A 22,736-nucleotide genomic window follows, 5' to 3' on the forward strand; every position below is an offset into this window, starting at 1 on the left:
GGTCACGATCCTGCACGTCACGGCCTTTTAACGGGGGTCGCGCACTATCGTCTTGTGGCATGGCCACCGTTGCCAACCGAGAGGCGTACTTCGAGACCGGCCTCGAGGTGCTCGCAGATGTGGGGTACGGCGGACTCAAACTTGCCGAAGTGTGTAATCGGCTCGGCGTGACGACCGGGTCGTTCTATCACTACTTCTCCAGTTGGCCGGCCTACACCCGGGACCTGGTGTCGTACTGGGTCCAGGACCGGACGGTGCGGCTGATCGGCGCGATCCGCGAGGTCTCCGACCCGCGCCGTCGCATCGAGGCGATCATCCAGGTCGGGCTGTCGCTGCCGCACGGGGCCGAGGCCGCCATCCGGTCGTGGAGCTCGGTGGACCCGCACGTGCTGGCGGTGCAATCCGAGGTCGACCGGCAGCGGTACAAGATCCTCTACGACTCGGCGATCGAAATCGTCGATGACACCCGTCAGGCCGAGGTCTACGCCGCCTGGGCGGTCTACGTTTTCATCGGCTACGAGCAGGCCACCCTGCCGCGCGAGCCGGGCATGTTCGGGTGGATCGCCCGCTACATGCTCGACGCGCTGGACGCGGGCAGTTTCGCCAGCGTGCCGAAGTGACCCCCGCTGCCTTATGGCGGCGGGCGGTCGAGCGGGTTCGGACACGTGACCCCGAGAACGACGGCGCGCGCCGCGCCCTGCGCGCCGCCATCGTCGTGCCGATCGCCGCGGCGGTCAGCTTCGCTCTCGGCGGCGGGTCACAGACGCCGATGTTCACCATCTTCGGGTCGATCGCACTCCTGATCGTCGTGGACTTCCCCGGCAATGTGAACGCCCGGGCGCTGGCCTACGGCGGGTTGGGCTTCAACGGCGCCGTGCTGATCACGTTGGGCACCGTGGCCGCACCCATCCCGTGGCTCGCGGTCACGCTGATGTTCGTCATCGGGGTGGCTGTCGTGTTTACCGGCGTGCTCAGCGAGATCGTCGCCGCCGGGCAGCGGGCCACCTTGCTGACCTTCGTGCTTCCGGTATGTACACCGGTGGGCCCGCTCGGGGACCGGCTGTTCGGCTGGCTGATCGCCCTGGTGATCTGCGTGCCTGCCGCGTTGTTCCTCTTTCCCCCGCGCCACCATGGCGAGCTGCGCCGGCATGCCGCCGAGGTCTGTGCGGTGCTCGCCGATCGGATCGAGGGCACCGCGTCGGCCGCCGACGTCATCACCGCGATGGACGCGCTGCGGGCCAACTTCCTCGGGGTGGCCTACCGTCCGGTGGCGCTGACAGCGGGCAGCCGCGCACTGGTCCGGGTGGTCGACGACCTGCAGTGGCTGTGTGATCGGGTCACCGGTGACACCGGCGAGCTGCTCGGGCCGATGCGCGAACCGGTGGTTCAGGTGCTGCGGGATTGCGCCCGGGTCCTACAGATCACCAGACCGGGCGCCCGAGCCGTCGAACGCGCAGAGCTGGCCACCGCGCTGAGCGACTCGCGGACCATCGCGATCGGCAGCTACCGGCAGGACATCGTCGACATCCTCGCTGAGCCCGACGACGACGAAGCCGTCGCGCTGGGCCGAACCCTGCTCAACCGGCGCACCATCGGCGCCGCGGTCGGGGTCACCGGGCGGCTGATCGCCAGCGCCGCGGCGGCCGACGCGCGACCGGTCTGGGCGCGAGTGCTGGGGCGGCGGTTGCCCGAGACCGGGATCGCCGAGCGGGTGTACTCCGAGACTGAAGCGTTCACCGCACTGACCAGTGGCCATCTGGCGACCCGGTCGGTCACCGCCCGCAACAGCGTGCGGACCGGACTGGGTCTGGCACTGGCCGTGCTCGTCACGTTCGTCTTTCCCGTGCAGCACGGATTCTGGGTGGTCCTCGGGGCGTTGTCGGTGCTGCGCAGCAGCGCGCTGACCACCGGCACCACCGTCGTGCGCGCAGTAAGCGGCACCGTGATCGGCTTCGTCCTCGGCGCGATCGTGATCGAGCTGCTCGGTACCGATCCGATCGTGATGTGGGTGCTGTTGCCGCTGGTGGCCTTCGGTTCGGCGTACGTGCCCGAGATCGGTTCGTTCACCGCGACCCAGGCCGCGTTCACGATGATGGTGCTGATCGTGTTCAACCTGATCGTCCCGAGCGGGTGGGCCGTCGGCCTGATCCGGATCGAGGACGTCGTGGTGGGCGCTTCGGTGGGTGTCGTCGTGTCGCTGCTGCTGTGGCCACGCGGGGCGAAAACCGCCGTACAGCAGGCGGTCGACACGGCGCGGGAGGTGGGCTCCCGCTATCTGCGGGCGGCGGTCCTGCGCGTGACCCGCGGCGCCTTCGAGCAGGCGGAGAACGATGTGAACGCGCTCAGCCACGACGCTCTCACGGCGTCACGGACCCTGGATGACGCAGTGCGCCAATACCTTTCCGAGAGTGGTGGACCCACGGACTCCCGCGCACCGGTGGTGCGGTCATCCAGCCGCGCGGTCCGGCTGCGCGCCGCCGCTGACCTGATCGCCGATATCGTGCCGCCGCCGCTGGGGGTGTACCCGCAGGCGCGGGCGGTGCTCGAGGCCCACGCCGGCGCGCTCTGCGCCCGCTTCGACGGCAGCGGCGGAACCGGGCTGACCGCACCGATCAGCGACGATCTGGTGCCCGCGTTGCGCGCCGAGGCCGGCGAGGGAGACCTGGCGGTGTCGGCGGCGCTGCCGCTGGTCACCGCCGCGGCCAACCTCGGCGAGCTGGAGCTGACCTATCCGCCTGCCCTGGCCGCCGAGCCGGCGCGCACCTGAACCCGTCTACCCGCGACCGGCGCGGTGCGGCATCAGCGCGCCCGGCGGGATGACGCCGAATCGGCCTGCGTTGAAATCGTCGAGCGCCTGGGCGACCTCGGACTTGGAGTTCATCACGAACGGCCCGTAATGGAAGACCGGCTCACGAATCGGCTTGCCGCCCAACAGAAGAACCTCCATGGCCGGCCGGTTGGCGTCCTGACCGGCATCGGCGGCCACCGTGATGCGGTCGCCCGGCCCGAGCACCGCGAGCTGTCCCTGCGCAATCGGATGCCCGATCGGACCGACCGTGCCGCGACCGGAGAGCACATAGACCAACGCGTTGTAATCGCGTGGCCACGCCAAGTTCAGCTGAGCGCCAGGCTCGATACTGGCGTGCGCCAACGTGATCGGGGTGTGCGTCATGCCCGGGCCCGCCCAGCCGTCGACGTCGCCGGCGATCACACGCACCAGCGCACCGCCATCGGCCGACGACAAGAGGCGAACGGCGCCACCCTCGATCGACTGATAGCGCGGCTGCGCGAACTTGTCCGCGCGAGGCAGGTTGACCCACAACTGGATTCCGTGGAACAGCCCGCCGCTTTCCACCAGCTCGGCCGGCGGCGTCTCGATGTGCAGGATGCCCGAACCAGCGGTCATCCACTGGGTGGCGCCGTCGGCGATCAGGCCGCCGCCGCCATGCGAATCCTGGTGGGCGAAGCGGCCGTCGATCATGTAGGTGACCGTCTCGAAGCCGCGGTGCGGGTGCCAGTCGGTGCCCTTGGGCTCGCCCGGTGAGTATTCGACCTCACCCATCTGGTCCATGTGGACGAAGGGGTCGAGGTCGGCGGCGCTGACGCCGGCGAACGCGCGCACGACGGGGAAGCCTTCGCCTTCGAACCCGCGTGGACCGGTGGTGACGGACCTGACGGGCCGTTCGGTATCGGTCGCGGCGGCCGCGCTCAGGCGCGGTAGTGACAACGTGTCTGCGGTAACTGCTGGCATGATATCTCTAACCGGACCGCAGTCCGATTAATTCCGTCAGTCCAGCACGGCCAACGCCGCCGCGCGCGCCTCGGCCGCGCTCGCCGTGGTCAGCACGGCATCGGCGGCGTCGCGGCATTGCGCCACGGTGACCGAGGCGAGTTTGGCGCCGACGCCGGTCACGGCGGCAGCGGCCGCCGACAGCGACGTGACGCCCAGCCCGACCAGTACGCAGGCCAGCAGCGGGTCGGCGGCAGCCTCGCCGCAGACGCCGACCGGCTTGCCCCTGCTGGCGCCGGCGCGTGCGGTCTGCGCGACCAGCGCCAGCACGCCGGGCTGCCAGGGGTCGGTCAGGGTGGCCAGTTCGGCGGACATCCGGTCGGCGGCCATCGTGTATTGCGCCAGGTCATTGGTGCCGATGGAGAGGAACTCGACATGCTCCAGGATGTGGTCGGCCAGCAGGGCGGCGGCGGGCACCTCGATCATCACGCCAGGGAGGAGGCCGCGGCGGCGGGCCCGATCGGCGAACCGCTTGGCCTCGTCGGGGGTGGCGATCATCGGTGCCATCACCCACGGCGCGCTGCCGGTCCGCTCTGCCGCAAGCGCGATCGCGTCCAGCTGACGCTCGAGCACCTCGGGATGAAGGGCCTCGATGCGGATTCCTCGCACGCCGAGCGCGGGGTTGGCCTCGTTGGGATGCCCAACGAACTTCAGCGGCTTGTCCGAACCGGCGTCCAAGGTGCGGATGACGACCTTGCACCCGGCGAAAGCGTCGAGCACCTCGCCGTAGATCGACGCCTGCTCGTCGACGGTGGGTTCGGTGTCGCGGTTGAGGAAGCACAGTTCGGTGCGGAACAACCCGATGCCCTCTGCCGGGGTTTCCCGCGCGGCCCGGGCGGCGGACCCGTCCTGGACATTGGCCAGGATCGAGACCGGGTGCCCGTCGGCGGTGGCGCCGGGGCCCGTCCAGCCGGCCATCGCGGCGGCGGCCGCCTTGGAGGCGTCGACGGCGGCGGCGGCTTCGGCCGGGTCGGGTGACACGCTGACGGTGCCGCGGGTCCCGTCGATGAGGACGTCGGCACCGGCCGGGATGTCGTCGAGACCGTGGACGGCGACCACGCATGGGATGCCCAGCTGGCGGGCGATGATCGCGGTGTGGCTGGTCGGGCCGCCGAGCGTGGTGGCCAGGCCGATGACGAGCGTGGGGTCAAGGCCGGCGGTGTCGGCGGGTGCGAGGTCCTCCGCGCAGAGGATGGCCGGCTGTGCCGGCACCGGCACACCGGGCTCGGCCAGGCCGCTGAGCTCGGCCACCACCCGGTCGCGGATGTCGCGCAGGTCGGTGACGCGTTCGGCCATCAACCCGCCCATCTTGGTGAACAGCTCGACGAACTGCTCCACCGCCGCGGCGGTGGCACGTACCGCGGGCGTGCCCTCTTTGATGCGTTTTTCCGCCGCGCCCAGCCAGGCGCGATCCTGGGCCAGCATCGCGGTGGCGGCCAGCACCTCCGAGGCGGCGCCGGTCGCATGGGCGGCACGGTCCCGCAGCCGCCCGGCAACCGTTGCCGCCGCGGCGGTGAACCGAGTCGCCTCGCCGTCGCGCTTGTCTTCGGCGAGCTCACCACCGGGGTCGAGGTCGTCGATGGCGGGCAGCCGACCGGGACGGATGACCGGTGCATAGCGGACGCCGGGGACGACGGGGACTCCGGTGAGGACCTGTCCGGCACCGAGTGAGGTAGGTGTGGATGAGTCGGGCATGTGAACTAGGTTACAGCGAATCGTTGACAAGTCAACACGAACGGGGGTAAAACAACACATACCAACATTCAATCCACTGGTGTCCCCACACAAACGGAGAATCGTGTACCCGGAAGAACGTCAGCAGGCGATCGCCGCCCGAGTGCTGTCTCAGGGGCGGGCGTCGGTGGCTGAACTAGCCCTGGCCTACGACGTCACGACCGAGACGGTCCGCCGCGACCTGGCGGTGCTGGACCGGGCCGGCGTGCTGCGCCGCGTGCACGGCGGTGCGGTCCCGGTGCGGGCACTGCACGTGGTCGAGCCGGGTGTCGACGAGCGGGAGACCACCCGCGCCGACCACAAGGAGGCCATCGCCAGGGCCGCGGCCGAATTCCTGCCGCTGTCGGGTGCGACGGTGTTGTTCGACGCCGGCACCACCACTGCCCGCGTCGCGGCCATGCTGCCGGCCGACCGGGAACTGGTGGCGGTGACCAACTCGGTGCCGATCGCGGCGCGGCTGGCCGCCATGCCGTCCATCAACCTGCAGCTGCTCGGTGGCCGGGTCCGTGGCCTGACCCAGGCCGCCGTCGGCGAGCCGGTGCTGCGCGCACTCGACACGATGAGGGTGGACATCGCGTTCATCGGCGCCAACGGCATCACCGTGCGCCACGGGCTCTCGACCCCCGACAGCGAGGAAGCGGCCGTCAAGCGCGCGATGGTCCGGTGCGCGAACTATGTTGTGGTGCTGGCTGACTCGTCGAAGATCGGTCGCGAGGAATTCGTCAGCTTCGCGCCGATCGACAGTGTCGACGCCCTGATCACCGACTGCGAGATCAGTGCGGCCAACCGCACCGAGTTGGCCGAGCAGGGCATCGAAATCGTTGCCGCAGGAGGGGAATCATGATCGTCACCGTCACACCCAACCCGAGCATCGATCGTACGGTGACGCTGCCCGCCCAATTGGTGCGCGGCGCGGTGCACCGGGTGCAATCGGTGACGACCGAACCGGGCGGCAAGGGCGTCAACGTCGCACGGGCCCTGACGCTGGCCGGGCTGGACACCGTCGCGGTGCTGCCCGCCGCCCGCCATGACCCGATCGTCGCGGCGCTGGAGTCATGCGGCGTGCCGTTCTACGCAGTGCCCATCGATGGTGCGGTCCGCACCAACCTCGCGATCACCGAATCCGACGGCACCACAACGAAGATCAACGAGCCCGGCGCGGTGATCGATGGGCCCGTGCTGGCCGCGTTCACCAAGGCGATCCTCGATCGTGCGGCAACCGCGCGCTGGGTGGTGTTGTCCGGATCCCTGCCACCCGGGATGCCGGACACCTGGTACGCCGATGTGGTGGCCCAATTGCAGTCCTACGACTGCAAAGTCGCTGTCGACACCTCCGATGCCCCCCTCGCGGCGCTGGCCGCGGGTTTCGCCACCGCGGCACCCGACCTGATCAAGCCGAACTCCGAGGAGCTGGCCAGCCTGGCGGGCGTCGATGCGCAGTCGCTGGAAGACGCTCTGGCCCAGGGCAATCCCGATCCTGTCATCGACGCCGCTCGGCAACTGCTCGACCGCGGCGCCAAGACCGTACTGGCCACCCTCGGCGCGGCCGGCGCATTGCTGGTCAACGACACCGGCAGCTGGCTGGCCACCCCACCTCCGATCAAGCCAAGGAGCACCGTCGGCGCCGGCGACTCCTCACTCGCCGGCTACGTACGCGCCGATGTCGGTGGTGCCCAGGCGCCGCAACGACTGCAGATGGCTGTCGCCTACGGCAGTGCCGCTGCGGCACTTCCCGGTTCGGCGCTCCCGGCGCCTGCCGAGATCGACCTCGACGAGGTGGCAGTCACCTCGATATCGCCCTATCCCGCGCGCAACTGATACCCAAAAGGCACCCCATCATGACGAACTCCACCCCCTCCATCATCAGCACCGACCTGGTGCTGCTCGACGTCGACGCCGGGTCGGACAAGGAGTCGGTGATCGGCCTGCTCGCCAGCAGGCTTGCCGACAGCGGGCGGGTCAGCGACGGCGCGGCACTACAGGCCGCGGCCATGGCCCGCGAAGCGCAGTCGGCCACCGGGCTTCCCGGGGGTATCGCGATCCCGCACTGCCGCTCGGCAGCGGTGACCAGCCCGTCGATCGGATTCGCCCGGCTGTCCCCGAAGGTCGACTTCGGTGCGCCCGACGGCCCCGCGGATCTGGTGTTCCTGATCGCCGCACCCGACGGCGCAGGCGCGGAGCACATGAAGCTGCTGTCCAGCCTGGCCCGCGCGTTGGTGCGGCCGGACTTCGTGCAGTCGTTGCGTGATGCCAAGTCAGCCGAAGACGTGGTCAGCCTGGTCAACGGTGTGGTGAACCCGGCTGCCGCCACACCGGCTGCCGCCCCCGTCGCCGCGGCCAAACCCACGGCCGCACAGACCAAGTCGATCATCGCGATCACGGCGTGCCCCACCGGGATCGCCCATACCTACATGGCCGCCGACGCGTTGAAGCTGGCCGCCGAGCGCGCAGGGATCAGCCTCACGGTGGAAACCCAGGGCTCCTCGGGAAGCACACCGGTGAGCGTGGACATTATCAGCGGCGCCGACGCCGTCATCTTCGCCACCGATGTCGGGGTCAAGGACCGCCAGCGTTTCGCCGGTAAGCCGGTGATCGCCTCCGGCGTCAAGCGGGCCATCAACGAGCCCGACGTCATGATCGCTGAAGCCGTTGCCGCGTCGGACAATCCGAAGGCCGCACGAGTCGAGGGTACGGCCGCCGCGGCCGAGGGCGGTGCGCCCGCCGGCGGAGTCGGCTGGGGCACCCGGACCCGGCAGATCCTGTTGACCGGTGTCAGCTACATGATTCCGTTCGTGGCCGCCGGCGGTCTGCTGATCGCGCTGGGCTTCCTGTTCGCGGGCTACGACATTGCCAACACCCCCGACGGCGCGACCAAGTCGCTGGGCAATCTGATCGCCACCACCAACTCGCTGACCAACCTGCCTAGCGGCGGGTTCACCCAGTACCTCGGCGCGGTGTTGTTCACCCTGGGTGGCTTGGCATTCAGCTTTCTCGTTCCGGCGCTGGCCGGCTACATCTCGTTCGCCATCGCCGACCGGCCCGGTCTCGCACCGGGTTTCACCGCCGGCGCGGTCGCGGTGTACGTCGGCGGCGGCTTCATCGGCGGTATCGTCGGCGGCTTGATCGCGGGCTTCGCGGCACTGTGGATCAGCCGGGTGAGCGTGCCGCAATGGCTGCGCGGCCTGATGCCGGTGGTGATCATCCCGCTGTTCGCCTCGCTGATCGTCGGCCTGCTGATGTTCCTGCTGCTGGGCCGCCCGCTGGCCGCGATCACCTCCGGACTGACCAACTGGCTCAACGGCCTCACCGGCGCGTCGGTGATCCTGCTCGGGGTGATCCTGGGCCTGATGATGTGCTTCGACCTCGGCGGGCCGGTCAACAAGGCGGCCTACGCGTTCGCCACCGCCGGGCTCAACGTCGCCGACCCCTCCTCGCTGCGCATCATGGCCGCGGTGATGGCCGCCGGCATGGTGCCCCCTCTCGCGATGGCGCTCGCCACCACCATCCGGCCGGGTCTGTTCAGCGAGCCGGAGCGCGAGAATGGCAGGGCGGCTTGGCTGTTGGGCGCCTCCTTCATCTCCGAGGGCGCTATCCCGTTCGCCGCCGCCGACCCGCTGCGGGTGATCCCGTCCATGATGGCCGGCGGGGCACTCACCGGTGCGCTGATCATGGCCTTCGACGTGACGCTCAAGGCGCCGCACGGCGGGATCTTCGTGTTCTTCGCGATCGGCAACCTGGTCTGGTTCCTGGTGGCCCTGGCCGCGGGCACCGCCGTCGGCGCGTTCGCGGTGATGGGCGCCAAGCAGTTCGCCGGGAAGGCTGCCTCCGCCACTGCCGCCACCCCCCTCGCCGAAACCAACGTTTGACCGAAGAAGTTCGAGTAAACATCTCCATAACGTCGAATTCGGCACCAACAGAGGGAGTCTCATGCACACCAAGACCGTCATCGTCGGCTCGGCGATCGGACTGCACGCCCGCCCCGCCGCGATCATCTCCGAAGCCGTTGTCAACGCGGGCGTTCCGGTGACCTTGTCGGTCGACGGCGGCGAGCCGGTGGACGCCGGCTCGGCGCTGATGATCATGACCCTGGGCGCAGGCAATGGGGCGGAAGTCACCGTCGCCTCCGAGGACGAGGCGGCGTGCGCGAGCATCGCCGAGCTGGTCCAGCAGGACCTCGACGCCTAGTGCTCATGCGCTGCTAGCATCCGCAGATGGCCCAGGCGCCGATCGGCAGCAAGGCAGGCGGACGGCTGGGCGAATTCCTCCGGGAATCCCCCTATCTGCGGAAGTGGCTGATCCTCGGGGTCGCGATCGGCATCATCGCCGGGCTCGGCGCCGTCATCTTCTACCTCGCCCTGGACTACACCGGCCAGTTCCTGCTCGGCTACCTCGGCGGCTATCACGCACCGCAGGCCTACGCCGACGGTGGCGGCACCGGTTCCGCCGGCTTCGTCCGCCCATGGGCCATCCCGCTGATCGTGTTCGGCGGCGCGCTGGTGTCGGCCATCCTGGTGGCGAAGCTGGCACCGGAAGCCGAGGGCCACGGCACCGACAGCGCCATCGAGGCCGTCCACACCGATCCCCGCTCGATCCGCGTCCGCGCGGTGCTGGTGAAGCTGGTCTCCAGCGCGCTGACGATCGGCTCTGGCGGTTCCGCCGGCCGCGAGGGACCCACCGCCCAGATCTCGGCGGGATTCGGGTCACTGCTGACGCGGATGTTCGACCTGACCGACGCCGACGGCCGAGTCGCGGTCTCACTGGGTATCGGATCGGGTATCGGCGCGATCTTCGGTGCGCCGCTGGGCGGTGCGGTGCTGGCCGCGTCGATCGTCTACCGCGAGGACTTCGACTACAAGGCGCTGATCCCCGGGTTCGTCACCTCGGGGACCGCCTACGCCGTTTACGGCTCCATCCTCGGTTTCGAGCCGATGTTCGGATTTGTGGAACACGACTACGTCTTCGATCCCGCGCAACTGGGCTGGTTCGCCGTGATCGGGATCGCCTCGGCGGCAGTCGGATACCTCTACGCGCGAGTGTTCTACGGCACCGTTGCGCTGACGCACCGGCTGCCCGGCAACAAGATCATCAAGCCCGCGATCGGCGGCCTGCTGGTTGGCCTACTGGCCCTGGTCATCCCGCAGATCCTGTCCAGCGGCTACGGCTGGGTGCAGATCGCCACGACGAAGGAAGGGCTGCTGTCGATCCCGCTGTGGATTGTGCTCGTACTCCCGATCGCCAAGATCATTGCCACGTCGCTGTCCATCGGAAGTGGCGGCTCCGGAGGCATTTTCGGGCCGGGCATCGTGATCGGTGCGTTCGTCGGCGCGGCGATCTGGCGGCTGGCCGATCTGGCGGGCATGCCTGCGGTGCCCTCAGGGCCAGGAGTTTTCGTCATCGCCGCGATGATGGCCTGCTTCGGCAGCGTGGCCCACGCGCCGTTGGCCGTGATGCTCATGGTCGCCGAGATGACCGGATCGTTCTCGGTGATCCCTGGCGCGATGGTCGCCGTCGGCATCGCCTACCTGATCATCATCCGGACCCCGGTGTCGATCTATCAGGCCCAGCGGCTCAACCGCGAGACCGCGGCCGCCGAACGGGTCACGGTGCCGGCACCGGAGATCATGTCGACTGCCGAGGATGACGCGCCCGAGCCGTAGCGGCCCCCAGGTCACTGTCTCAACACAATTCAGCTAAGCCTCGTGCGTTCAGCGCATCAATCGTGCAATCCTGCATCCACACATGCCCGATTCAACGGCGAAAGGGTTACACCAGTGACTGCTCCCACGATGGCGCACCGACTCGCCGCAGAGTTCATCGGTACGTTCCTGTTGGTTCTCGGCGGTTGCGGCGCGGCGGTTTTCGCCGCGAGCCCCGGCGGTGGCATGGGCATCGGATTCTCCGGGGTGGCACTGGCCTTCGGCCTCACGGTGCTCGCCGGTGTTTACGCCTTCGGCACGATCTCCGGTGGCCACTTCAACCCGGCTGTCACGCTGGGTGCTGCGCTGGCCAAGCGCGTGGAATGGAAAGCGCTGCCGGCGTATTGGGTCATCCAGGTGCTCGGCGGCCTGGTCGCCGGCGCCCTGATCTATTGGATCGCCAAGGGCCGGGAGGACTTCTCGGCAACCGGTCACATGGCCGCCAACGGCTACGGTGACCACTCCCCCTTCGGCTACTCGCTGGTCGCCGTGGTGATCACCGAGATTGTGCTGACGTTCCTGTTCCTGCTCGTCATCCTGGGCGCCACCGATGACCGCTCACCAAAGGGCTTCGCGGGCTTGGCAATCGGCCTGATGCTCACGCTGATCCACCTGATCTCGATCCCGATCTCGAACACGTCGGTCAACCCGGCGCGCTCGACGGGTGTCGCGTTCTTCAACGGCGACGGCGCCCCCGCCCAGCTCTGGGTGTTCTGGCTCGCACCGCTGGTCGGCGCCGCTCTCGCGGGCGTCCTCTACCCGATCTTGTTCGGGCGCAACGAGGAACTCGCCGACCGGCCGGTTCGCGACGACGCGCTGGAGAAGTAAACGGCTCAGCGCGCAGCTTTGGCGGCGCTCTTCTCGGTCGACTTGCCTTCGTGTTCCAGTGAGCCAGCGGCATTCTCGAGGTGGGCACGCACGAACCACTGGAACTTCTCCAGTGCGGCGGCATGACCGATGAGGATGTCCTGGGTCACCGGGTCCAGATCGTCGGTGGCCTCGATCGCCTTGCGGATGTCTTCGATGACCCCGTCGTAGACCAGGTCCAGCGCCGCCAGGTGCGCCGGCACGGTGTCGCGGCCCACGGAATAGTCATCCCACGTACGGTCCTTGAGGATGGCGCCCGGTGTGCCCTGCGGTGAGTGGCCGAGTGTGGCGATCCGCTCGGCGACCTCGTCGGCGTAGCCACGAACGAGTTCGACCTGCGGATCGATCATCTCGTGCACGCCGATGAAGCTGGGGCCCACGACATTCCAGTGCACATGCTTCAACGTCAAGTGCAGATCGTTATAGGTGCTCAGCTGCTTCTGCAACAGATCGGCGACCTTGCGGCTCTTCGCGTCCGACAATCCGGGGACGGTGAATTTCGAACCCATGTAAATCGCTCCTTCGTGCTTTCGCGGTAGACCGGCTGCATACCCGGCCTGCCTGACAGGAAACCCGAAGCACGTCAGAGCTTGCTGATCTGCTGAATCGGAAGCCGGGCGCCGCGGCGCGGTTCGTACGCCAGTCCGCTGGCGTAGAGCAGCCGCACCGCGCGATGGCGGTGCGGGCGCATCGGTTCGAGCAGCTCCACCATCCCGGCGTCGTCGACCGGCCGACCGACCAGTGTCCAGCCGATCATTTTCGCGATGTGATAGTCGCCGATCGAGAGTGCATCGGCGTCGCCGAAGGCCCGCTGGGCGACCTCGGCTGCCGTCCACACCCCGACGCCCGGGAGCGTGGTGAGGGCATCCCTCGCGTCGGACACGGGACGGCCCGACAACCGCTCGAGCGCGGCCGCCCGCTGCGCGCAGCCGACGATCGTGCGGGCGCGGCCGGGGTCGACGTTGGCGCGATGGAACTCCCAGGACGGGATTCGCCGCCACCCCTCGGCCGAGGGGGGCACGCGCATCCGTGCCGGGGCGGGCCCCGGCGCCGGGGTGCCGAATTTGGTGACCAGCAGCCGCCAGGCGCGAAATGCGTCCGCGCCGGGCACCCGTTGCTCGATCACGGCCGGGATCAGCGCCTCGAGCACCCGCGCGGTGCGGCCCAGCCGAAGATGCGGGACCCGCGCGGCCGCGGCCGCCACAACTGGGTGCTGCGGACGGAAATCCCTCGCATCTTCGTCGAATCCCAGTAGCGCGGGCAGCGCGTGGACGTACTCCTCGGCACCCTCGCCCCAGGCTTGGCAGGCGACCGTGTCGGGGGCGGTGCGGGAAACCCGCGCGGTGACCGGACCGCTGGCCTGCAGGCTGGTCCGCCAGATCGCCCGTTCGCCGTCGAGTTGGTAGCACGGGTCGCCCGGCCCGCGCCGCTGCGGCGCCAGCGTCAGCCCCGGGCTGGCCGGGCCGGGGAAGGTCAGCGTGCGCTCGACAGGAACCAAGGTCAGTCCGGGTCGACGCTGATGTCGGCCTTGGTCGGGTAGAACGCGACGTGCCCGGCGATCGCGGCGACCGCCGGATAGGGCTCGTCGTAGGTCCAGATCGCGTCGTCGACGGTCGTGCCCGCCGCGGTGACGCTGTAATAGCTCGCATCCCCCTTGTACGGGCAGTACGTGTGGGTCTCGGTGCGAGTCAGCGCGGCCGGATCGACGTCGCCGATCGGGATGTATTGCGCTATCGGATAAGTGGATTCGGCCAGGCCGAGTGCGGCGCGGGTGTCGGCGACCACTTCACCGTTGACCCGGACCTGGACACGGCCGCTGGTCGGGGTGACCGTGATCGGATGCTCGGCAGACGGCTGCCTGATCTCTCGTGTGCTCATCGGTGATTCTCCCTACGTGAGGCGTAGTTCATGCAACACCGTCTGCCTCTCATGATTCCCACTGTGCCTGATTGCGCGGCCCGCGCTACGGGCGGCGAGCAATAGCGTCGGCGACCACGGCGATCGGCGATGTCGTGGACCGGCCGCCGGCCTCGTGCCGGTCGGCCACCTTGTAGGCGGTGTACATGCCGCGCACCCCGAGCCAGCGAAACGGTTCAGGCTCCCAGGTCCGGGAGTGGTGACCGACCCAGGGCAGCGCGGTCAACGGCGTGGACTGCTTGAGCACCAGGTCGGTCAGGGTCCGGCCGGCCAGGTTGGTCGCCGTCACGCCGTGGCCGACGTATCCGCCTGCCTCACCCAGTCCTGTCACGGGGTCCAGGCTGACGCCGGCCGACCAGTCGCGGGGCACGCCGAGCACGCCGCACCAGCCGTGCGCGATGGGCACCCCGCGGGTCTGCGGCAGGACGGTGTTGAGCACCCGGGTCAGATAGCTGATGGTGTCCGCGCCGACGCCGCCGTCGTGATCGATCCGGGAGGCGTAGCGATACGGCACCGCCCGGCCACCGATCGCGATGCGGTCGTCGGCGGTGCGCTGTGCGTAGAAGAACCCGTGCGCGAGGTCGCCCATCGTTTCGCGGCCTTCCCAGCCGATGCGCGCCCACACGTCATCCGGGATCGGGTCGGTGGCGATCATCGCGCTGTTCATCGGCAGCCAGCGCCGCCGCAGCCCACGCATCCGCGGCGTGAACCCCTCGGTCGCGCGCAGCACGATCGGCGCCCGCACCGCACCCATCGGTGTCTGGGCCCGTCCCGGGCTGATCGCCGCCACCGGGGTCTGCTCGTAGATGGTCACGCCGAGACGTTGGACGACGTCGGCCAGACCGCGCGCCAGCTTGGCGGGCTGGATCCGCGCGCAATGCGGGTTGAACGAGCCGAGCACCACGCTGTCCACCCGCACTCGGGCGGCGGCTTCGGCGGCGCTCAGCATCTCGATGCCGTCGGTCCCCCATTCGCGGTCCTCGTCGGCCTCGGCACGCAGCCGGCGGGCCTGCGCCCCGTTGCGGGCGACTTCCAGGTTGCCGCCCTTGACGATGTCGGCGTCGATGTTCTCCCTGGCCGCCACGGCGATGACCTCGTCGACGGCCGCGTTGAGGGTCTGTTGCCAGGCCACCACGGCAGCGCGGCCGTACTGCTTGGCCAGCAGGCCACGATGCCCCGGCGCCAGCCCGGACAGCCAGCCGCCGTTGCGCCCGGAGGCGCCGAACCCGGCAAAACGGGCCTCCAGCACGGTGATCCGCAGCGACGGGTCGGCCTGCTTCAGGTAGTAGGCGGTCCACAATCCGGTGTAGCCGGCGCCGACGATGCAGACGTCGGCGTCGCGGTCACCGGGCAGGGCGGGGCGAGGTTGGGGAAGTTCGGTGAACCAGTGCGAGACGGCGCCGTTGATCGTGGCCATACTTCAATCTAGAACGGCGAGAAACTAGAACGCGTAGCGGTGATACTGCGCCACTAGCGATGTGCAACGCAGTGCAATACCCATGTAATCAGTGCTCGTTGGTGAGCGTTGTAGGCGGAATTATCCTATAGTCCCGCGCACATCTAGCCACCCCTAAGCGTCCTACGCCCGTGTGGACTGATCATCGGCAGGCAGAGATGTAGCAGACAATGATTCGGCGGAATCGACCCGTCATTTCCCACCGCCGACGGGGTATTGCTGCCCCTGGACGTTTGGGCAGTGGGGATTCGCGACTTCGCATGAGCCAACCGTTGACCGTTACAGATCGCGTTACGCTTTAGGACATGAGGCATACCACCTCCAGAACTTGTGCTGACTGTGGTGGCCTGTTCCAGGCCCGCAGCGATGCGGCCTACTGCAGCTCAGCCTGCCGCCAACGGGCCTACCGCCAGCGCAGCACGGCACGGTCCCGTCCCGTCGATCAGCTGATTGCAGAGGTGGCCAGGATCGTCACGGAGCTGGAGCGTCACGGCATGTACAACGAGCAACGCGGCATGCCCGACAGCAAGGTCCTGGAGACCGTGGCGTTCTCCGACGGGGCCAACAAGGCCATCGACGCCCTCAGGGTGAGGCTGCGCACCATCCGGGAGTGCCTCGAAGACGAAGAGATGCGACGGCATCACTGGGCCGCGATGCAGGCTATGGCCAGGGATGACCACGAGGCAGTGGAGCGGCACCTCGCCGCCTGGCGCGCTGTTGATGACTGAAATCGGGCCACGCGACACGATGTCAGTAACTACACATCATGCCGTCGTCTGCAGGGCCTTAAAGATGATCGGCACCAACTCACCCATCAGTTTCTGCGAGATCTCGGGGTTGTTGAGGATCTGCGTGGACAGGTCTTCGGAGGAGTCCATCGCCCCGATCACCGCACCGACGAACTCGTTCTGTAGGTCCGGGCTGGCCGAGAACTGAGCCAGAGAGTTGTTCTGCGCCTGCTGCTGCAGGGTCTCGCTTTCTTCGAGCCGGTCCTTGATGTGGGTGATCACGTTGCGCACGCTGGAGTCGGGGTGCTCACCGGAGAACAGGTCATTGATCTGGGCGATGACCTCGTCGAGGGCCACCAGTTCGGGATCTTTAGCTGTCCCAGTGCCTGACTCCTTGGCTGGTTCCAGCGGGGTGCCACCGGCGAGCTTGCCCGAAGTGGTCCCCTGCCCATGCTGCGCCAGATAGTCGAAATCGACGGTGGACAGATCGATCTCATGGTTGAGCTGCTCGCTGCTGATCACCGGGGCCAGGTGCCGCAGGTAGATCGAGAGCTTCTCCAACGACATGTCCTCGTAGTTGACGATTTGCGACAAAAAATCGTATTGGCGCAGGAAAGTGCTCACGTCCTTGCGGAACAGGTGTAATTCGTCGAGGGCGAGCTTGTCGTTGTGGTCGATGGCATCGCGTTCCCGGTCACGGAAGCGGTCCCGGGCCGGGGTGACCCATTTGGTCAGGGCGTTGTTGCCCTTCTTGGCCAGGTAGTCGGCGACCAGTCCGTTGATCTCGGACTCCTGATAGATCGCTGCGGCATCCAGCTTGGCCATCGTCGAGTGGACGATGTTCGGATCAGTGACATCGGCAAGCGTGGTCGCTTGGTAGTAGGGCTCGAAGGCCTCGATGATGTCCTCGGCGGTGTTGGCGAAATCCAGCACGAAGGTCTGATCCTTACCGGGAGCAACCCGGTTGAGCCGGGACAGGGTCTGCACCGCAGCCACCCCGGACAGCCGTTTGTCGACGTACATGGCTACCAGCAGGGGTTGGTCGAACCCGGTCTGGAACTTGTTGGCCACCAACATCACCTGGTACTCGTCGGTCGCGAACGCATCCCGCAGATCGCGGCCCTTCAAGCCCGGATTCATCGAAGTCTCGGTGACCTTCTCCAACCCCGACTCCAGATCAGTGACCTCACCGGAGAACGCCACCAAGGCCGCTACATCGGTGTAGCCCTGTTCAGCGACGTATTTGTCGAAGGCCAACTTGTAGCGCACCGCCGCTTTACGTGACGAGGTGACCACCATCGCCTTGGCCTTGCCATCCAAGCGCCAGCCGACATTCTCCCGGAAGTGCTCGATGATGATCTGCACCTTCTGGGAGATGTTGGTGGGGTGCAGTTTCACCCAGTTCATCACCGACTTGATCGCCGCGCTCTTATCCACCAGGTCGGTGCTGGAGCCCCCAGAGACCTGGATGGTCCCCGTAGCGGCGGTGTCTTCGGTTTCGAAGGTTTGCCCGTTGTGGGTGAGCCGGAACGCCGTCTTGTAGGGGGTGTAGTTCTTCAGCACATCGAGGATGAAGCCTTCTTCGATAGCCTGCTGCATCGAGTACAAGTGAAACGGGTGCGGCGTGCCGTCGATGCCCTTATGCCCGAACAGTTCCAGGGTCTTGGCCTTCGGGGTGGCGGTGAACGCAAAGAACGACAAGTTCTTCGCCTCGGCCCGGGCAGCCATCTCCGCGGCCAGCATGTCCTCAGCGTCCACCGTGCCACCGTCTTCGAGATCACCCAGCTCGGTGGCCGTCAGGGCCGCCTTGAGCCGCTTGGAGGCTTCCCCGGCCTGCGAGGAGTGGGCCTCATCGGCGATGATCGCGAAGCTCTTGCCCTTCAGGTTGGCCTGGGTGCGGATCAACTCCAGGGCGAAGGGGAAGGTCTGGATGGTGACGATGATGATCTTCGTCCCACCAGTGAGCGCATCGGCCAGCTCCTGCGACTTGGCCCCACCCAAACCAGCGATGTGCGCGACCACTCCGGGGGTGCGGTCGATCTGACGGATCGCTTCCTGCAGCTGAGTATCGAGGATGTTGCGGTCGGTGATCACGATGACCGAATCGAACACCGGCGTGTTGGCCTCGTCATGCAGAACCGACAGCCGATGCGCCAGCCACGAAATGCTGTTGGTCTTGCCCGACCCTGCCGAGTGCTGGATCAGATACCGGTGTCCCGGCCCTTGATCGCGGGCCCCTTCGACTAACCGGGTGACTGCGTCCCACTGGTGGTAGCGCGGGAAGAGCATGGTCTGAGTGCGGATCTTCTTGTCCGACACTGGGTCGACCTTGTCGGTGACCTGTAGGTGCAGGAAACGTCCGAGGATGTCCAGCCAGGTGTCACGCGCCAGGATCTGCTGCCACAGATACGCCGTCGGTGAGCCGTGCGGATTGGGCGGATTCCCGGCGTGGTGCTTGTTGCCCCGATTGAACGGTAGGAAGACGGTGTCCTTGCCCGCCAGCTTGGTGGTCATCTGCACCTCGCTGTTGGACACCGCGAAATGCACCAACGCCCGAGACCCAAACCCCAGCAAGGGTTCACCCTTGGGCAGCCGGTGATCTTTGTATTGCAGGACCGCATCGGTGATGTTCTGAGTGAAGTCCGTCTTCAACTCGGCGGTGGCCACGGGAATGCCGTTGACGAAGAGCACCAGGTCGATGCTGTTGTTGTTGCTCGTTGAGTAATGCACCTGGCGCATCACCCGCAGCCGCACCGCCTCGTACTTCTTGGCGGTGGTCTCGTTCAGCGATGTGTTGGGCCGGAACTGGCACATCTGGAACTGGGCATTGAGGTCCTTGAACCCGCGCCGCAGCACCGACAACGTGCCACCATTGGCCTTCGGATCAGCCCCCAACGCCTTCACCAACGTGGCCAGGACACCGGCCTGGGCCTTGGCCAGCGCCTCACCGGTCAGATCCGGCTTGACCCGCTTGGCTAACTGATCCGGCTGGGTTTCAGCCAACCAACCGAACACATCCTCGGGAAACAACGCCAGCTCACGGTCATAGCCCGCATCGGTCGGTGAGTACAGCCACCCGTTCTCGGCCAGGTGCTGGCAGATCTCGATCTCGAAGGAGGACTCATGATGCTGCTGCGACACGATCACGCCGCCCCTCGCACATCGATCTTCCCGGTCACCACATCGGTGATCAGCGCCGACCGATACTCACGCGAGAGCTCGATGAACGTCTCGGTCTTTTCGATCAGGGCGTCGATGTTGCAAGCTTGGATGGACCAATGCTCTGCCCGGCGGCGTTGTTCGGCAATATCAATAGAGGGGAACTCCAACTCCCTTAGAGCGCTCACGTTGAAATGCCCTTGGATCGCCCCTACGGAGCCGTGTGCGATCTTCTCCCGAGTTGACGGTGCATTGAAGTAGGCGGCGAGAAAGTCGGGGTCAGCCTTAGCACCCGGACGGATGATTAGCAGATCAATGGCATTAGCCCCGCTCAGTTGGTTTGGTATCACTGCGGCTGACCCGGCTTGACCGGTGCGCACCATGACCACGTCGCCCGCGCAGAGGCGCGACTTCGCATGGAGGGCGTCTCCCTCAGGAGTCAAGTAGACGAGGTCCTCCGATGTAACGAGACCGGGTCGAATGTTGAGTCCGCGCAGCGCGGGGACTCCTTCATCCGCATACCACGCTGAGGGGGTGACCACGATTCCTACCGTCACGTCCGCGACAATGCGCTTCAGCGGGAGGATAAGGCCGGGCGGATTGAGCAGCTGATCGGCGACGGCACCGCGTCGCTCCTGCAGGGTGGCGATGAGCCGCTCCTGCTTGCCGATCAGCGCATCGATCTTGGCGGTCTCGCGGTCTAGGAACTCGACGATCTCCCGCTGATCCGTTCCGCTCGACGGAAATGTCAGTTGGAAGCCCTTGATCAGCGGCATCCTTAGCGAGTCAACGGTTGTTTTCGCACTCCCATCCAGGGCAACGGCTGCGAATAGCCCGGAGAGGTAATAGAAGAAGTATCGGCCAAGGACCATTCGGAAGTCGTAGAAGGCATAAACACGCTGGTGAAAGTCAAATTTCCCTACGTAGTGATGGAATACCTTCCCCACCGCCCCGTCGCCCGGCGTCAGGACCGCCTCGCAGTCAAGCGACCAAGAGTTGATCCGCTGAATTTCTTCAGAGCGGATGAAAAACGGGTACTCGCCGTCGTCGACGCGGTTGATCGTGTCCTTGTCTCCAGTCGACACTTTGCACACGTGGCGTAGCTGGGTCACAGCCCAGGAATCGGGAACGTCCCCTAGCCAGTCAACCCTGGAATCGCGATACCTAGGGTAAGCGGGCCATGTCATGCTCCGACCTCGGCGAGCATGGCTTGGATTTCACCGACCAGGACGCGGAGGTCTTTCTGGATCTCCTCCAACGGCCTAGGTGGCACATAGCGGTAGAAGTGGCGGGTGAACGGGATCTCGTAGCCGATCTTGGTCTTCTCGTGGTCAATCCATGCATCGGCAACATGAGGCAGGACTTCGCGGGTGAAGTACTCCTCGATGTCTTCGACCAGGGGGACGTTCTCGGTGTCGCGCAGGGCTGGGTCGGGTTCGGGTTTGCCTTTGGAATCGGTGACGGTGGTGGCGTCCTCGTCATGCTCCCCGACTGCCGCGCAAATTGTCTTGATCAGCGGGGCGGGCGGTTTGGCCAACCCCGTCTTGCGTAGTGAGTCCTTGAGTTCGGTGACGAATCCGTCGCGGTCCTTGTACTCCCACCCGATCAGTCCGGTCAGGGCATTGCGGATCGCGGCCTGCTCACCAGGCTTGAGCTTCTCGATGCTCTTCTGAGCGAGGACTTCCTCGATGTTGTCCTCGGTGGGGGTGAACCGCAGTTGCAATGGGCGTTCGACGGTGATGGTGGAGTAGCCGAACTCCTCGCCCGTGAACACCTTCGATACAGCGGGGTGCTCGTCGGTGCCATGCTCGTTGCGGAAGCTGTCGTAGAGGTGGCAGATCCGCTCAATGTCCTTGGGCCGTAGTTCTTTGCGCTTGGAGCCCAGGGATTTGCGCATCTTGCCGAACATGCCCACGGCGTTGATGAGCTGGACCTTGCCCCTGCGCTTGGTCGGCTTGTTGTTGTCCAAGACCCAGATATAGGTGCTGATGCCGGTGTTGTAGAACATGTCAGTCGGCAGCGCAATGATCGCGTCCAGCAGGTCATTCTCGATGATCCACTGCCGAATGTTCGACTCACCCGACCCCGCCCCACCAGTAAACAGCGGGGAGCCGTTGAGGACCATGGCCAGACGGCTGCCACCCTCGCCACCCTTGACGGGCTGCATCTTGGAGATCAGGTGCAGCAGGAACAGCAGTGACCCGTCGGACACGCGAGGTAGGCCAGGGCCGAAACGTCCTGCGAAGCCACGCTGCTCGTATTCGTCGGTGACCTGTTTCTGCTGGGTGTTCCAGGCCACCCCGAAGGGCGGGTTGGACAGCAGGAAGTCGAAGTGCCGGGTGCGGAAGCCGTCATCGGTCAGGGTGTCGCCGAGATGGATGTTGTCGATGTCCTGGCCCTTGATGATCATGTCCGACTTGCACATCGCATACGAGCGAGGGTTGATGTCCTGGCCGTAGAGCACCGGGCGGGCCTTGGGGTTCATCTCGATCAGATGGTCGTAGGCGGTGGAGAGCATGCCCCCGGTCCCGGCGGCGGGGTCGTAGATGGTGCGCACGGTGCCGGGTTTGGTCAGCACGTCGTCTTGGGTGTGGAACAGGATGTCCACCATCAGGGCGATGACTTCGCGTGGGGTGAAGTGATCACCGGCCTGGGCGTTGTTGGACTCGGCGAACTTTCGGATGAGTTCTTCGAAGATGTAGCCCATGTCGTGGTTGGTGACCACGTTGGGATGTAGGTCGACGGCGGCGAACTCCTTGACGATCAGATATAGCCGATCCGACTTGGCCAGGTCGCTGATCAGGTCGAGCATCCTGAAGCCGTCGAACACATCTCGCACGTTGGGTGAGAAGTGCTCGATGTAGTTGACGAGGTTGTCGGCGACGCCCTCCGGGTCGGAGATTAGGGAAGCGAAGGTCCAGCGCGAGGTGTTGTAGAACGGCAGCTTGAACTTGGCCTTCAGCAGCACGCCCGGGTCGACCTTGGTCGAGGAGATCTTCTTGTACTCGGCGAGGACCTCGGTCTTGGTGGGCTCCAGGATGCAGTCCAGGCGGCGCAGGATGGTGAACGGCAAGATCACGTCCCCGTACTGGTTGGGCTGATATGGCCCCCGCAGCAGATCGGCGATCTTCCAGATCAAATTGGCATTGGTCTGAGCCATAGCCTTGAACTACCCCCCTGGTTCGATTCTGAGACAGGTGGAAGTTACCCCGACGTGCTGACTAGATGTTGGATTGCGGTTCTGAGCCGCCGTAATTCGCCGACCCTGACGGATTACAACAGACCCGGTGAAAGTAGATCACTTCGGCAAGGGAGGCCCGCCTGGATCGGGAGGTGTGTGCCAGCCCGTGGGCTAAGGCTGTTGCCTAGTCAACGATTTGGTCGATACG

General features: G+C 66.5%; 18 protein-coding genes. 9 read left to right on the forward strand and 9 right to left on the reverse strand.

Features of this window, described 5'->3' with window-relative positions; all coding sequences use genetic code 11:
• Window positions 1-59 precede the first annotated feature (59 nt).
• Together SLQ31_RS21830 and SLQ31_RS21835 are read left to right on the forward strand one after the other, a co-directional pair.
• On the forward strand, window positions 60-620 hold the full coding sequence (locus SLQ31_RS21830; protein WP_319436157.1) for a TetR/AcrR family transcriptional regulator: 561 nt from the start codon (window positions 60-62) through the stop codon (window positions 618-620).
• The gene (locus SLQ31_RS21835) at window positions 617-2,767 is read left to right on the forward strand and encodes an FUSC family protein (protein ID WP_319436158.1); all 2,151 of its coding nucleotides are present in this window, start codon (window positions 617-619) and stop codon (window positions 2,765-2,767) included. Before SLQ31_RS21830 ends, SLQ31_RS21835 begins: the two co-directional genes overlap by 4 nt.
• Window positions 2,768-2,773: 6 nt before the next feature.
• On the opposite strand, the gene SLQ31_RS21840 is transcribed toward SLQ31_RS21835, so the two are convergent.
• Window positions 2,774-3,751, reverse strand: a complete 978-nt coding sequence (locus SLQ31_RS21840; RefSeq protein ID WP_319436159.1) for a pirin family protein — start codon at window positions 3,749-3,751, stop codon at window positions 2,774-2,776.
• A gap of 36 nt (window positions 3,752-3,787) precedes the next feature.
• A complete protein-coding gene (ptsP, locus tag SLQ31_RS21845; protein ID WP_319436160.1) occupies window positions 3,788-5,485 on the reverse strand; it encodes a phosphoenolpyruvate--protein phosphotransferase in 1,698 nt (565 codons plus the stop codon).
• A gap of 103 nt (window positions 5,486-5,588) precedes the next feature.
• On the opposite strand from ptsP, the gene SLQ31_RS21850 reads away from it, so the two are divergent.
• The 6 genes from SLQ31_RS21850 to aqpZ all read left to right on the forward strand — a co-directional run bounded on the left by SLQ31_RS21850 (window position 5,589) and on the right by aqpZ (window position 12,048).
• Window positions 5,589-6,368, forward strand: a complete 780-nt coding sequence (locus tag SLQ31_RS21850) for a DeoR/GlpR family DNA-binding transcription regulator (RefSeq protein WP_319436259.1) — start codon at window positions 5,589-5,591, stop codon at window positions 6,366-6,368.
• Window positions 6,365-7,342 carry a 1-phosphofructokinase gene (gene pfkB / locus SLQ31_RS21855; RefSeq protein WP_319436161.1) on the forward strand — a complete coding sequence of 326 codons (978 nt, stop codon included), beginning with the start codon at window positions 6,365-6,367 and terminating at the stop codon, window positions 7,340-7,342. Before SLQ31_RS21850 ends, pfkB begins: the two co-directional genes overlap by 4 nt.
• Window positions 7,343-7,362: 20 nt before the next feature.
• Entirely contained in the window at window positions 7,363-9,390 is a 2,028-nt protein-coding gene (locus SLQ31_RS21860; protein WP_319436162.1) for a fructose-specific PTS transporter subunit EIIC, read from the forward strand.
• Window positions 9,391-9,451: 61 nt separating this feature from the next.
• Entirely contained in the window at window positions 9,452-9,709 is a 258-nt protein-coding gene (locus tag SLQ31_RS21865) for an HPr family phosphocarrier protein (RefSeq protein WP_319436163.1), read from the forward strand.
• A 26-nt stretch (window positions 9,710-9,735) separates the two neighbouring features.
• Complete coding sequence (locus SLQ31_RS21870; protein ID WP_319436164.1) at window positions 9,736-11,181, forward strand: chloride channel protein; 1,446 nt, start codon at window positions 9,736-9,738, stop codon at window positions 11,179-11,181.
• A gap of 114 nt (window positions 11,182-11,295) precedes the next feature.
• Complete coding sequence (aqpZ, locus tag SLQ31_RS21875) at window positions 11,296-12,048, forward strand: aquaporin Z (protein ID WP_319436165.1); 753 nt, start codon at window positions 11,296-11,298, stop codon at window positions 12,046-12,048.
• Between the two features lie 5 nt (window positions 12,049-12,053).
• Here the strand turns inward: aqpZ and SLQ31_RS21880 are convergent, their stop codons facing one another.
• From SLQ31_RS21880 to SLQ31_RS21895, 4 genes are all read right to left on the reverse strand, one after another.
• The gene (locus SLQ31_RS21880) at window positions 12,054-12,596 is read right to left on the reverse strand and encodes a DNA starvation/stationary phase protection protein (RefSeq protein WP_319436166.1); all 543 of its coding nucleotides are present in this window, start codon (window positions 12,594-12,596) and stop codon (window positions 12,054-12,056) included.
• Between the two features lie 74 nt (window positions 12,597-12,670).
• Window positions 12,671-13,585, reverse strand: a complete 915-nt coding sequence (locus tag SLQ31_RS21885) for a DNA-3-methyladenine glycosylase 2 family protein (RefSeq protein ID WP_319436167.1) — start codon at window positions 13,583-13,585, stop codon at window positions 12,671-12,673.
• Between the two features lie 2 nt (window positions 13,586-13,587).
• A complete protein-coding gene (locus tag SLQ31_RS21890; protein WP_319436168.1) occupies window positions 13,588-13,965 on the reverse strand; it encodes a DUF427 domain-containing protein in 378 nt (125 codons plus the stop codon).
• An 85-nt stretch (window positions 13,966-14,050) separates the two neighbouring features.
• Complete coding sequence (locus tag SLQ31_RS21895; RefSeq protein ID WP_319436169.1) at window positions 14,051-15,421, reverse strand: FAD-dependent oxidoreductase; 1,371 nt, start codon at window positions 15,419-15,421, stop codon at window positions 14,051-14,053.
• Between the two features lie 344 nt (window positions 15,422-15,765).
• Between SLQ31_RS21895 and SLQ31_RS21900 the strand changes: the two genes are divergently transcribed.
• Window positions 15,766-16,188: a hypothetical protein gene (locus tag SLQ31_RS21900; RefSeq protein WP_319436170.1), complete on the forward strand. Its 423-nt coding sequence runs from the start codon at window positions 15,766-15,768 to the stop codon at window positions 16,186-16,188.
• Between the two features lie 36 nt (window positions 16,189-16,224).
• On the opposite strand, the gene SLQ31_RS21905 is transcribed toward SLQ31_RS21900, so the two are convergent.
• From SLQ31_RS21905 to SLQ31_RS21915, 3 genes are read right to left on the reverse strand one after another with little or no spacing between them, the layout of a single operon-like run.
• Window positions 16,225-19,329, reverse strand: coding sequence for a type I restriction endonuclease subunit R (locus tag SLQ31_RS21905; RefSeq protein WP_319436260.1), 3,105 nt, complete (start codon window positions 19,327-19,329; stop codon window positions 16,225-16,227).
• Window positions 19,330-19,331: 2 nt separating this feature from the next.
• A complete protein-coding gene (locus SLQ31_RS21910) occupies window positions 19,332-20,534 on the reverse strand; it encodes a restriction endonuclease subunit S (RefSeq protein WP_319436171.1) in 1,203 nt (400 codons plus the stop codon).
• Window positions 20,531-22,507, reverse strand: a complete 1,977-nt coding sequence (locus SLQ31_RS21915) for an N-6 DNA methylase (protein ID WP_319436172.1) — start codon at window positions 22,505-22,507, stop codon at window positions 20,531-20,533. The genes SLQ31_RS21910 and SLQ31_RS21915 overlap by 4 nt, the downstream gene beginning before the upstream one ends.
• Window positions 22,508-22,736: the final 229 nt, after the last annotated feature.

Source organism: Mycobacterium sp. RTGN5 (assembly GCF_033804465.1).
Lineage (GTDB): Bacteria > Actinomycetota > Actinomycetes > Mycobacteriales > Mycobacteriaceae > Mycobacterium.

Coding starts and splice junctions, on each gene's coding strand:
- SLQ31_RS21900 (WP_319436170.1), top strand. CDS start 15,766: ATGAGGCATACCACCTCCAGAACTTGTGCTGACTGTGGTGGCCTGTTC.
- pfkB (WP_319436161.1), top strand. CDS start 6,365: ATGATCGTCACCGTCACACCCAACCCGAGCATCGATCGTACGGTGACG.
- SLQ31_RS21830 (WP_319436157.1), top strand. CDS start 60: ATGGCCACCGTTGCCAACCGAGAGGCGTACTTCGAGACCGGCCTCGAG.
- SLQ31_RS21865 (WP_319436163.1), top strand. CDS start 9,452: ATGCACACCAAGACCGTCATCGTCGGCTCGGCGATCGGACTGCACGCC.
- SLQ31_RS21860 (WP_319436162.1), top strand. CDS start 7,363: ATGACGAACTCCACCCCCTCCATCATCAGCACCGACCTGGTGCTGCTC.
- ptsP (WP_319436160.1), bottom strand. CDS start 5,485: ATGCCCGACTCATCCACACCTACCTCACTCGGTGCCGGACAGGTCCTC.
- SLQ31_RS21880 (WP_319436166.1), bottom strand. CDS start 12,596: ATGGGTTCGAAATTCACCGTCCCCGGATTGTCGGACGCGAAGAGCCGC.
- SLQ31_RS21915 (WP_319436172.1), bottom strand. CDS start 22,507: ATGGCTCAGACCAATGCCAATTTGATCTGGAAGATCGCCGATCTGCTG.
- SLQ31_RS21870 (WP_319436164.1), top strand. CDS start 9,736: ATGGCCCAGGCGCCGATCGGCAGCAAGGCAGGCGGACGGCTGGGCGAA.
- SLQ31_RS21840 (WP_319436159.1), bottom strand. CDS start 3,751: ATGCCAGCAGTTACCGCAGACACGTTGTCACTACCGCGCCTGAGCGCG.
- SLQ31_RS21895 (WP_319436169.1), bottom strand. CDS start 15,421: ATGGCCACGATCAACGGCGCCGTCTCGCACTGGTTCACCGAACTTCCC.
- SLQ31_RS21910 (WP_319436171.1), bottom strand. CDS start 20,534: ATGACATGGCCCGCTTACCCTAGGTATCGCGATTCCAGGGTTGACTGG.
- SLQ31_RS21890 (WP_319436168.1), bottom strand. CDS start 13,965: ATGAGCACACGAGAGATCAGGCAGCCGTCTGCCGAGCATCCGATCACG.